We start from the raw sequence: 12099 nt of genomic DNA on the forward strand, positions 1-12099 counted from the left end.
GATATAAAAAAATGAAGTTTCTCTAACTTAATAATATTGTTTCTTGTAGCTAAAACGAATATTATTCCCGTACCAAAGGCAACGTACTGCAACGTAAAAGACCTTCTTGCTTGGCAATTTCTGAATAAGGAATCTCTTCTACTGTAAAACCTTGCTCGCGTAACCAATTATTAAGACGCGTAAAGCTCTTTTCCGAGACCACTACTTCTGGTGAAATAGAAAATACATTACTAAACATTTGATACATTTCATCAGAGGAAATTTCAAATACATTTCCTTTTCCGAAAAAGTCTACCAACCATTGGTATTCTTCTTCTACCAAGAATCCGTTTTTATGCAAAATGGCCTTTCCTTTTCCCAAAGGCTGAAAACAACAATCTAAATGCAAGGCGTTCTGTTTTGCATCAGTATTAGATTTTCGTAACTGAAATGACTTTATTTTTTTAGAAGGAAACTGCTCCGTTATATAATCTATTGCAGCTTGGTTTGTTCTTGCCGTAATGTAACTTGGGTAATCATCTGCGGTATACGTACCAATGAAAATATACTCTCCCCATGGCATAACATCGCCTCCTTCTACATGAGCTTCTGCAGGTGGGTGAAGAATATTAGCATCATCAATCTTATCTAAAACGTGAAGAATAGCCTCTACTTCCTTCTCTCTTTCCGGTAGAATATTGGCTATAATAAGTTTGTCTTCTATTACGAAAGCAATATCCCTAGAAAAAATCTGATTACAATCTGTTAAGACTTCCGGCCTGTAAACCTGAACATCATACTTCTGCAATACATTAGCAAAAGCTTCCATCTCAGGAACCATGTCTTCTTCTTTAGGATATGTACCTGCTAAAATATTCTCTAGTGATTTAGGGTCATACGCCTCTTCTGGCTTAGGGGTAGGACCACTACTGTTAGCCGTACCTAAAACCAAAACTTTTAATTTCGAAATCTCATCGGTAACGTTAAGCTTAAGCATATACTTTTTGCTGGTAAAGATAAGAGAACCTAATGGTGAACAATAATAATTTGAAGAATAAAAAAATGTCCCTTTTTGAGATTCTCAAAAAGGGACATTTATATAAATTAGTACTGATGCTTATCTCTTATTCACCTCTACAAAAGGACGAAGATTAGCTCCAATATAAACTTGTCTTGGTCTTCCTATTGGTTCACCTCTTAAACGCATCTCTCTCCATTGCGCTATCCAACCAGGTAAACGACCCAATGCGAACATAACAGTAAACATTTCCGTAGGTATTCCCAATGCACGATATATAATACCGGAGTAGAAATCTACATTAGGATACAATTTTCTATCTACAAAGTATTGATCTTCTAAGGCTTCTTTTTCTAAACCTTTGGCAATTGCCAAAATAGGATCATCTATTCCTAAGTTTGCTAAAACATCATCTGCTGCTTTCTTGATGATTTTTGCTCTTGGATCAAAGTTTTTATAAACTCTGTGACCAAAGCCCATTAATCTAAAAGGATCAGATTTATCTTTAGCTTTTGCCATATATTTTTTAGTGTCACCACCATCTTTCTCAATAGCTTCAAGCATTTCTAATACTGCTTGATTTGCACCACCGTGTAATGGCCCCCACAAAGCAGATATACCCGCAGATAGAGAAGCGAAAAGACCAGCATGTGATGAACCTACTATTCTTACCGTAGAGGTAGAACAGTTCTGCTCATGATCCGCATGTAGAATCAACAACTTATCTAATGCATCAATAACCAAATCATCTTTACAATACATTTGGTTCGGCTTTTTGAACATCATCTTGTGTATGTTCTCTACATAGCCTAAACTATCATCACCATAATCTAACGGTAGACCTTTTTTCTTTCTAAGCGTCCAAGCAACAAGCACTGGAAATTTAGCCAAAATACGAACTATAGCGTGGTACATGTCCTTTTCTGAAGAAACATCTACCGTAGTTGGGTTAAAGGCAATTAATGCACTTGTAAGCGAAGATAACACACCCATTGGATGCGCTGACTTTGGAAATCCGTCCAAAATCTTTTTCATCTCCTCATCAACTTGAGATTCTTCCTTTATATCCGTGTGAAATTTTTCTAACTCAACTTCATTAGGTAATTCACCAAATATCAAAAGATAGGCAACCTCTAAAAAGTCTGCTTTTTCTGCTAATTCTTCTATAGAATAACCACGATATCTCAAAATTCCTTTTTCACCATCTAAAAAAGTTATGGCACTTTCACAAGAACCCGTGTTTTTATAGCCGGGATCTATGGTTATCATACCGTTTGTGGCGGAGCGCAAAGTTTTGATATCTATTGCGAGTTCATCCTCCGTACCCTTTATTACCGGGAAATCGTATTTCTTACCGTTGTACTCTAAAGTAGCTTTATCTGACATTTTTGAATTTTACTTAAAATTGAAGTGGACGTAAATTTACGGAAAATGTAACATCTTAACAAGAGATGTTTTTTCGTTTAATTAATAATTAACAATGATTTGATTTCTTGTTGTAGAACAATTAATAAATACTACAAAACATATAATTTCTCATAGTATTCATCCAATGATTTCTCCCAAGTGAACCGAACCTTCTCAGCATTGCTTTTTATTTTATTCCATTTAGGCTTATCATTCTCCCAAACGTCAATGGCCTCATCAAAATTCTTGACCATATTCTTAATTTGTTCGTCATAGGTTTTTCCCTCAAAAGCAAAACCTGTTACATTATGCTCAACAGTGTCTTTTAGACCACCGGTATGATGAACAAAGCATGGATTGCCGTTACGCATAGCCAACATTTGACTAATACCACAAGGTTCAAAAAGACTAGGCATACAATAGAGATCAGATTCTAAATAAATTGAATCTATTAAATCCTCCGATTGACCGTTCGTAAATATGAAATTTTCATGCTTATAACTCATACTACGGAAAAACTCTTCGTAATCCGGATCTCCCGTTCCTAAAAGCATAAAAATACCATCTACTTTCCGTAGCCTTTCTAGCATTTTTTCAAATGCCTCAGGCGACCTTTTAAAGAAGTAAAATTTTTGCTCGGTTAACCTAGCTACACTAGAAGCAATAAACTTGGGCTTATCTCCTGCATGTTGCATTATTTTTTCACCAGTATGGGCCAAGAAATCTGATTTATACTTTTTTGACTCATCTTGTAACCATCCAAAAAGTGCTTTTACGGTATTCCTATAAAGCAACCCTTTTTTGGCCTCTCTAATGTTATTGTAATTGGAGGCGTTTAGAATTCCTACTAATCGACCTTCATTATTGGCTTGTTGCAAATCTTTCTCCAAACCTTCTCCACCTACAAATTCTGGACGTGCACTAGGCAGCATAACATCTTCTTTGTAAGATGGTGATACCGTGTGAACTGAATCTGCTAAACGAATACCAACGGCCATAAGATTGATACAATCTTGATAGCGCGGGTCTTTTAAGGTATCATGATCTAACTGTAATTCAGGAAACCAATTATGTACTGACGCATAATTATCATAAAATGGACGTATACCTTGTATAGCCAAATTATGAATACTATATACATAGCGCATCTTCTTTAACTCTTTATAGCTTGGATGATATGTTTTTAAGAACAATAGAGCACTGGCATGCCAATCGTGCATATGAACCACATCTAATTGCCCAAAAGCACCCATTTTTATAGCCTCTGCAACAGCGGTACAAAAAATCATGTACTTTATAAAATCAGTAAAAAACGGCTCCGTTGGATCATCATGATATATATGTGCTATTCCACCCTCCTGAATTTCAGGGTGATGAATAACGTAATGCACTATATTCGGGAATTCTTTTTTCCCAGCTACCTCATAAAGTTCGGCCCTATAATTAGTTCCTCTTAAATGAAAATCTAGATTGGTCTTAAAAGTGCCATTAAGATGAAGTCTGGAATAGGCAGGCACCACCACATGGGCTTTATCACCCCGTTTAGAGATGTGCCTTGGTACATCCCGAACAACGTCACCCATGCCCCCTGCTTTACAGTTGGGTATCCCATCGTTTTCTGCGGCGACAAAAAGAAAATTGTTCATGTGAGGCGTTGGTTAGAAGTTTGTTAAAAAGGTAGGCAAACTTTGTCATTAGTGCAAAAAAAAAGCCCTTCTGATTCGAAAAATATCGAAAGAAAGGCTTCTTTTTAAATTGCTCATTTAAGCGCTAAATGATTATTTAATGTTAAATGCTTTATTTTGAGGATAGTACGCCATTTCACCCAATTCTTCTTCAATACGAAGTAATTGATTGTACTTAGCCATACGGTCTGATCTTGAAGCAGAACCAGTTTTAATTTGACCAGTATTTAACGCTACTGCTAAATCTGCAATGGTATTATCTTCTGTTTCACCTGATCTATGGCTCATTACAGAAGTGTATCCTGCATTTTTAGCCATATTAACTGCTGCTATAGTTTCGGTAAGTGTTCCAATCTGGTTTACCTTAATTAAAATAGAGTTTGCAATACCATTCTCTATTCCTTTTGATAAACGCTCTACGTTAGTAACAAAAAGATCATCACCAACTAACTGTACTTTATCACCTATTTTTTCGGTCAAAGATTTCCAACCGTCCCAGTCATTTTCGTCCATACCATCTTCAATTGATATGATAGGATATTTAGCACTTAAGTCTGCCAAGTATTGAGCTTGCTCTTCAGAAGTTCTTATTACTCCTTTATCACCTTCAAATTTAGTATAGTCATATTTTCCATCTACGAAAAATTCAGCTGCAGCACAATCTAAGGCAATCATTATCTCATCACCTAATTTATAACCTGCATTCTCTACTGCTTTGGCGATAGTCTCAAGAGCATCTTCAGTACCACCTGCCAAGTTTGGAGCAAATCCACCTTCGTCACCTACTGCTGTACTCAAACCTCTGTCATGTAAAACCTTTTTCAAGTGATGAAAGATTTCAGTTCCCATTTGCATGGCATGTGAAAAAGTTTTTGCCTTAACCGGCATTACCATAAATTCTTGAAAAGCGATAGGAGCATCTGAATGCGAACCACCGTTAATGATATTCATCATAGGTACAGGCAAAGTATTTGCGCTAACACCACCTACATAACGGAACAAAGACAAACCTAACTCATTAGCTGCCGCTTTAGCTGCTGCTAATGAAACACCCAAAATAGCGTTAGCCCCTAATTTTGATTTATTTGGCGTACCATCTAAGTCGATCATTACTTGGTCAAGAAGATTTTGCTCAAAAACGGACATTCCCAAAACCTCTTCGGCAATTATCGTATTAACGTTTTCTACTGCTTTAAGAACTCCTTTTCCCATAAAGGCTTTACCTCCATCACGAAGTTCTACTGCTTCATGCTCACCTGTTGATGCTCCAGAAGGAACTGCTGCGCGGCCTAAAACTCCGTTTTCAGTAATTACGTCTACCTCTACTGTTGGGTTTCCTCTTGAATCTAAAATCTGACGTGCGTGTACACTTAGTATGATACTCATAAATATTATTTTAAGTTTGGAATTCTCTTAAATTTAACCAGCTGCAAATATACAAAACCGTGTAGGTAAAGCATTGCACAGCATAACTATATTACTGTATTTATAACAATTACTTAACGTTAAGCCATAGCTATTGAATTTTTCTCAATCAATTCATAAAACTGATCAAACAAATATTCTGCATCATGTGGACCTGCACTTGCTTCCGGATGGTACTGTACTGAAAAAACATCTTTACCTTTCATACGTATACCTGCCACAGTTTTATCATTTAGATGCACATGCGTGATTTCTAAATTCTCATTTGCCTCAGTCTCTTCTCTATTTACAGCAAAACCATGATTTTGAGATGTAATCTCTCCTTTTCCTGTAAGCAGATTTAAAATAGGATGATTTAGACCTCTATGCCCATTATGCATCTTGTAAGTAGATACACCGTTGGCCAACGCAATAACTTGATGCCCCAAACAAATACCAAATACTGGTTTTCCACTTGCAATCATCCCTTTTGCAGTTTTTATTGCATCTGATAAAGGTTCTGGGTCTCCAGGTCCGTTAGAAATGAAATATCCATCCGCACCCCAAGCTTCCATTTCTTCGAATGAAGAGTTGTATGGAAATACTTTTATGTATCCACCTCGTTTTGCTAGGTTTCTTAAAATATTTTTTTTGATTCCTATATCTAGAGCAGCAATTTTCAAAGGTGCATTTTCATCACCATAAAAATAAGGCTCAGAAGTAGAAACGCTAGACGCAAGCTCTAGTCCTTCCATAGAAGGAACATCTGCTAACTTGGCTTTCAATTCCTCTAGATTATCTACATCTGTAGATATTACCGCATTCATAGCTCCATTATCACGAATATAACCAACCAATGCACGTGTATCTACATCTGATATTGCGAAAAGTTCGTTCTCATTCAAAAAAGTCTCAAGACTTTTGTCTGCTCTTGGTCTAGAATAGTTGTAACTGAAATTTCTACAAACCAGGCCAGATATCTTAACTGAATCTGATTCTACTTCTTCGTCTACAGTACCGTAATTACCTATATGGGCATTTGTAGTAACCATAATTTGACCAAAATAAGAAGGGTCAGTAAAGATTTCCTGGTATCCAGTCATTCCTGTATTAAAACAAACCTCTCCAAATGCAGTTCCATCTTTATCTCCAACGGACTTGCCATAAAATATGGTGCCATCGGCTAACAATAACAATGCTTTTTTTCGGGATTGATACTTCATACGTTTGTTCTTTTTTTAATTTCACAAATAAACATAAAAAAAAGGATAAACTATTAAGTTTATCCTTTCCCAAATATTATTAAATCTCAACATCTTATTCTTCTGAATCGTCCGCTTTCGTTTCAACATCTTTTTTAGACTCTTTTGCAGAATCCTCAGCTACTGGTGGAGTTTTAGTTTCCTTTCCTTCTACCTTAGCAGCTTCTTCATCGCTTTTACCACCTCTTCTACTTCTTCTAGTAGTTTTGGTTTTGGCTTTACCAGCGTTGTATAGTTCGTTAAAATCAACCAACTCTATCATTGCCATATCAGCGTTATCACCCAAACGATTACCAAGCTTAATAATTCTTGTATAACCCCCTGGTCTATCAGCAACCTTTTCTGCTACAGTACTGAACAATTCAGTAACTGCATACTTGTCTCTAAGGTTTTTGAAAACGATACGTCTGTTGTGCGTCCCTTTTTCAGCACTAACATTGTTTTCTGCTTTTGATTTTGTAATCAAAGGCTCAACAAATTGTTTTAACGCTTTAGCTTTTGCTACAGTCGTGTTAATTCTTTTGTGCTCGATCAAGGAACATGCCATGTTGGCCAACATCGCTTTTCTGTGCGCTGTCTTACGTCCTAAATGATTGACTTTTTTACCGTGTCTCATTTTTTTGTTCTAATGTATTTCTCCAATCCCAGGGAATTTCCCTTCGTGTAAGAAATATCGATTAATCTTTATCTAATTTATATTTCGAAAGGTCCATTCCGAAGCTAAGCCCCTTATTGATAACCAATTCTTCTAATTCTGTTAATGACTTCTTACCGAAATTTCTAAATTTCATCAAGTCATTTTTATTGAAAGAAACTAAATCTCCCAAAGTATCTACTTCCGCAGCTTTCAAACAATTCAAGGCACGTACAGAAAGATCCATATCTACCAATTTCGTTTTCAACAACTGACGCATGTGAAGTGACTCTTCATCGTAAGTTTCAGTTTGAGCTATTTCATCAGCCTCTAAAGTAATACGCTCATCAGAGAATAACATAAAGTGATGTATCAAAACCTTTGCACCTTCAGTCAAAGCATCTTTTGGATGAATTGAACCGTCAGTAACGATTTCAAAAACCAATTTTTCGTAATCCGTCTTTTGCTCTACACGAAAGTTTTCAATACTATATTTTACATTCTTAATAGGTGTAAAAATAGAATCGATAGCTATCGTACCTAGAGCCGCATTAGATTTTTTGTTTTCATCTGCAGGAACATAGCCACGACCTTTGTCAATCACTATCTCCATGTTGATGCTCACTTTAGAATCCATATTACAGATTACTAAATCTGGATTCAACACTTGGTAACCAGAAATAAATTTCTGAAAATCACCAGCAGTCAATTGTTCTTTTCCGCTTACCGAAATTGAAACTACTTCTGCTTCAGAATCTTCTATTTGCTTCTTAAAACGTACTTGCTTAAGATTCAATATAATTTCTGTAACATCTTCTACGATGCCAGATACAACAGAAAACTCATGTTCTACACCATCCATTCTCAAAGATGTAATCGCATGGCCTTCCAAAGACGCAAGCAACACTCTTCTTAGTGCGTTCCCAACAGTCAATCCATAACCGGGCTCTAAAGGACGAAATTCGAACTTCCCTTCGAAATCCGAAGAATCGATCATTATTACTTTATCGGGTTTCTGAAAATTAAATAATGCCATATGACTTAGTGTTCTTTATTATTTAGAGTAAAGCTCAACTATTAATTGTTCTTTGATATTCTCTGGAATTTGAAGTCTTTCAGGAACGGTAACAAAAGCACCTTCACTCTTAGCTGTATTCCAAGTTATCCATTCGTACACTTTGCTATTACTAGAAAGTGAATCTTGGATAGACTGTAAAGATTTAGATTTTTCACGCACACCTACAACATCACCAGCTTTTAAAGAATAAGATGGTATGTTAACCAACTCTCCGTTAACTGTAATGTGTCTATGAGATACTAATTGTCTTGCACCTCTTCTTGAAGGGGAGATACCCATACGGAATACAACGTTATCTAAACGAGATTCACATAATTGAAGTAATACTTCACCAGTAACACCTTGTTTTTTCTTAGCAGTAGCAAAAGTGTTTCTAAATTGCTTTTCTAAAATACCGTAAGTATATTTAGCTTTTTGCTTCTCCATCAACTGTACCGCGTATTCAGACTTCTTACCTCTACGTCTTGCGTTACCATGTTGTCCTGGAGGATAATTCTTTTTTTCGAATGATTTATCATCTCCGAAAATCGCTTCGCCAAACTTACGGGCGATTTTACTTTTTGGTCCTGTATATCTTGCCATTTTCTTAAGTTTAGAAGTGTGATTATGAATTAAGGCTTATCCTTCGATAATCGTTAACAACACTTCTGTGAAATAATAGTAATTAATTAAACTCTTCTTCTCTTTGGTGGACGACAACCGTTGTGCGGCATCGGCGTAACATCAATAATTTCGGTAACTTCTATACCAGAATTATGTACAGCACGAATTGCAGATTCTCTTCCGTTACCAGGTCCCTTTACGTAAACCTTTACTTTTCTCAAACCAGCTTCATGCGCAGTTTTAGAGCACTCTTCAGCAGCAACTTGTGCAGCATATGGAGTGTTTTTCTTAGAACCTCTAAAACCCATTTTTCCAGCAGATGACCAAGAAATGACATCTCCTTTTTTATTGGTAAGAGAAATTATAATATTATTAAAAGATGCAGTTACGTGCGCTTCTCCAACCGAATCAACGATTACTTTACGCTTCTTTGCCGCTTTTGCACCTGTTTTGGTAGTTGCCTTTGCCATAATAACCTACTTATTATTTAGTTGCCTTCTTCTTGTTGGCGACCGTTTTTCTTTTTCCTTTTCTCGTCCTAGAGTTATTCTTGGTACGTTGTCCTCGAAGAGGAAGACCTGATCTGTGACGAATACCACGGTAACAACCTATATCCATCAAACGTTTGATGTTAAGTTGTGTTTCCGAACGTAACTCACCTTCTATAGTAAAGGAAGAAACAGCATCCCTGATACGACCTATCTCATCATCGTTCCATTCAGACACTTTTGTATCTTCACTCACTTGGGCTTTCTCTAAAATCTCTTTAGCCCTACTTCTACCGACACCAAAAATATAGGTCAATGCAATTATGCCCCTTTTCTGTTTTGGTATGTCTATACCTGCAATTCTTGCCATAACTATCCTTGTCTTTGTTTAAATCTAGGATTCTTTTTGTTGATTACGTACAACCTGCCTTTTCTGCGCACTATCTTGCAGTCGGCACTTCTCTTTTTAACTGATGCTCTAACTTTCATCGTTCTTATTCTTCTATCGTATTACTAATATCTATATGTAATTCTAGCTTTGGATAAGTCATAAGGACTCATTTCCAATTTCACCTTATCTCCAGGAAGTAATTTAATGTAATGCATACGCATCTTTCCTGAAATGTGAGCCGTAACTACATGACCATTTTCTAATTCCACCCTGAACATTGCATTTGACAATGCTTCTATTATAGACCCGTCTTGTTCTATTGCTGCCTGTTTAGCCATAATTATGCGACTTTTCTATTTTTACCAGATTTCATCAACCCGTCGTAATGTCTATTTAATAAATATGCATTTACCTGTTGCACAGTATCTATTGCCACACCAACCATAATAAGTAGTGATGTACCACCGTAGAACATTGCCCAACCTGCTTGAATATCCATTAATTTCACAACTATTGCAGGAAGTACTGCTAAAAGCGCCAAAAATACGGATCCTGGCAATGTAATCAAAGACATAATTTTATCTAAGAAATCTCCAGTCTCTTTTCCTGGTCTAATACCCGGTATAAAACCTCCACTTCTCTTCAAATCATCTGCCATTTTGTTCGTAGGAACAGTAATAGCCGTATAGAAATATGTGAAAATAATTATCAATAAACCAAACAATACATTGTAAGCCAGACCAAATATATCTTGAAACTGAACTTCCATCCACTGACCAGCAGCGCTATTATTGAATGTTTTTCCTATTAAACTAGGAGCAAACATAATTGCCTGAGCAAAAATAATAGGCATAACTCCAGAAGCATTAAGCTTTAAAGGAATGTATTGCCTAGAACCCATTATGTTCTTTTCATACCCGCCAGATGCTGTTCTTCTTGCATATTGTACCGGTATTTGACGCGTAGCCATAACCAAAAGTATACTGGCCAAGATTACCAAGAACCAAAGTATAATTTCAACAAGAATAAACATCAAACCACCATTGTTATCAACCGTTCTGGAAATAAATTCCTGGACAAATGATTGAGGTAACGTAGCAATAATACCAATCATGATCAATAATGAAATACCATTACCAATTCCTTTATCGGTAATTTTCTCACCTAACCACATGGCAAATACACAACCTGTAACCAGAATGATAACTGCAGGAACCATAAAATCCAATCCTTTACCTAAAACAAAGGCACTATCTTGAACTCCAAAAGCTTCCAAACCATATAAGTATGCTGGAGCTTGAACCACACAGATACCTATAGTTAACCAACGTGTAATCTGATTCTTCGTTTTTCTACCACTCTCACCTTCTTTATCTAACTTCTGTAAATAAGGAATGGCAATGCTCATAAGCTGAACAACAATAGATGCCGATATATAGGGCATAATACCCAAGGCAAAAATTGATGCATTAGCAAAAGCACCACCGGTAAAAGCGTTCAACAATCCAAAAATACCAGAATCAGTACTTGATGCTAGCTGTGATAATTGTGTAGAATCAATTCCCGGAAGAACTATTTGACAACCAAAACGGTATACCAACAACAAACCAAGGGTTAGTAAAATTCTATTCCTTAGTTCGTCAATCTTCCAAATATTGGATATGGTCTCGAAAAATTTCTTCATGGTCAGTTTTTGCTTATAAATTTATTGCTTCTCCACCAGCAGCTTCTATGGCCGCTTTGGCACTTGCCGTAAATTTATGCGCTGAAATTTTTAGTGAGGCTTTTAATTCACCACCTCCTAATATTTTCACAAGGTCTTTACTTTTGGCTAAACCATTTTCAACTAAAGTTTCAAAAGTAATAGTGTCTTTAACTTTTTTGCTATCGACTAACTCTTGTAACCTTTCAACGTTGATACCTTGATATTCAACTCGGTTTATGTTTGTAAAACCAAATTTAGGTACACGTCTCTGTAATGGCATCTGACCACCTTCGAAACCAAGCTTCTTGGAGTAACCAGATCTTGATTTAGCACCATTGTGACCTCTTGCAGCAGTACCGCCTTTTCCAGACCCTTGACCTCTACCTATTCTTTTGCCAGCTCTATTGGTAGAACCATCAGCAGGCTTTAGATTACTTAAATTCAT

At 36.5% G+C, this 12099-nt stretch carries 14 protein-coding genes; all 14 read right to left on the bottom strand.

The annotated features are described in order from the left end of the window. Nucleotides 1–61 precede the first annotated feature (61 nt). On the bottom strand, nucleotides 62–976 hold the full coding sequence (locus HW347_RS13940; protein WP_214612419.1) for a dimethylarginine dimethylaminohydrolase family protein: 915 nt from the start codon (nucleotides 974–976) through the stop codon (nucleotides 62–64). Between the two features lie 120 nt (nucleotides 977–1096). Continuing rightward, the gene (locus tag HW347_RS13945; RefSeq protein ID WP_214612420.1) at nucleotides 1097–2383 is read right to left on the bottom strand and encodes a citrate synthase; all 1287 of its coding nucleotides are present in this window, start codon (nucleotides 2381–2383) and stop codon (nucleotides 1097–1099) included. A gap of 131 nt (nucleotides 2384–2514) precedes the next feature. Beyond that, nucleotides 2515–4050 (bottom strand): glycogen synthase, encoded by a 1536-nt coding sequence (locus HW347_RS13950; RefSeq protein WP_214612421.1) that lies wholly within the window; start codon nucleotides 4048–4050, stop codon nucleotides 2515–2517. Nucleotides 4051–4182: 132 nt separating this feature from the next. Continuing rightward, on the bottom strand, nucleotides 4183–5475 hold the full coding sequence (gene eno / locus HW347_RS13955) for a phosphopyruvate hydratase (protein ID WP_214612422.1): 1293 nt from the start codon (nucleotides 5473–5475) through the stop codon (nucleotides 4183–4185). A gap of 119 nt (nucleotides 5476–5594) precedes the next feature. Next, a complete protein-coding gene (gene carA, locus HW347_RS13960) occupies nucleotides 5595–6716 on the bottom strand; it encodes a glutamine-hydrolyzing carbamoyl-phosphate synthase small subunit (RefSeq protein WP_214612423.1) in 1122 nt (373 codons plus the stop codon). A 94-nt stretch (nucleotides 6717–6810) separates the two neighbouring features. After that, nucleotides 6811–7371 carry a 50S ribosomal protein L17 gene (rplQ, locus tag HW347_RS13965; RefSeq protein ID WP_225901935.1) on the bottom strand — a complete coding sequence of 187 codons (561 nt, stop codon included), beginning with the start codon at nucleotides 7369–7371 and terminating at the stop codon, nucleotides 6811–6813. A 61-nt stretch (nucleotides 7372–7432) separates the two neighbouring features. Then, nucleotides 7433–8425 carry a DNA-directed RNA polymerase subunit alpha gene (locus HW347_RS13970; RefSeq protein WP_214612424.1) on the bottom strand — a complete coding sequence of 331 codons (993 nt, stop codon included), beginning with the start codon at nucleotides 8423–8425 and terminating at the stop codon, nucleotides 7433–7435. 18 nt (nucleotides 8426–8443) lie between these two features. Next, nucleotides 8444–9049, bottom strand: a complete 606-nt coding sequence (gene rpsD / locus HW347_RS13975) for a 30S ribosomal protein S4 (RefSeq protein ID WP_214612425.1) — start codon at nucleotides 9047–9049, stop codon at nucleotides 8444–8446. 86 nt (nucleotides 9050–9135) lie between these two features. After that, nucleotides 9136–9540: a 30S ribosomal protein S11 gene (gene rpsK, locus HW347_RS13980; RefSeq protein ID WP_155594673.1), complete on the bottom strand. Its 405-nt coding sequence runs from the start codon at nucleotides 9538–9540 to the stop codon at nucleotides 9136–9138. A gap of 13 nt (nucleotides 9541–9553) precedes the next feature. Further along, nucleotides 9554–9928, bottom strand: a complete 375-nt coding sequence (gene rpsM, locus HW347_RS13985; protein WP_214612426.1) for a 30S ribosomal protein S13 — start codon at nucleotides 9926–9928, stop codon at nucleotides 9554–9556. 2 nt (nucleotides 9929–9930) lie between these two features. Next, nucleotides 9931–10047, bottom strand: a complete 117-nt coding sequence (gene ykgO, locus HW347_RS13990; RefSeq protein ID WP_013305171.1) for a type B 50S ribosomal protein L36 — start codon at nucleotides 10045–10047, stop codon at nucleotides 9931–9933. 24 nt (nucleotides 10048–10071) lie between these two features. Then, nucleotides 10072–10287: a translation initiation factor IF-1 gene (infA, locus tag HW347_RS13995; RefSeq protein WP_013751343.1), complete on the bottom strand. Its 216-nt coding sequence runs from the start codon at nucleotides 10285–10287 to the stop codon at nucleotides 10072–10074. Nucleotides 10288–10289: 2 nt separating this feature from the next. Further along, nucleotides 10290–11633 (bottom strand): preprotein translocase subunit SecY, encoded by a 1344-nt coding sequence (gene secY / locus HW347_RS14000; RefSeq protein WP_214612427.1) that lies wholly within the window; start codon nucleotides 11631–11633, stop codon nucleotides 10290–10292. Nucleotides 11634–11646: 13 nt separating this feature from the next. After that, nucleotides 11647–12099, bottom strand: a complete 453-nt coding sequence (gene rplO, locus HW347_RS14005) for a 50S ribosomal protein L15 (protein WP_155594676.1) — start codon at nucleotides 12097–12099, stop codon at nucleotides 11647–11649.

This window comes from Zobellia barbeyronii, assembly GCF_018603515.1.
GTDB lineage: Bacteria > Bacteroidota > Bacteroidia > Flavobacteriales > Flavobacteriaceae > Zobellia > Zobellia barbeyronii.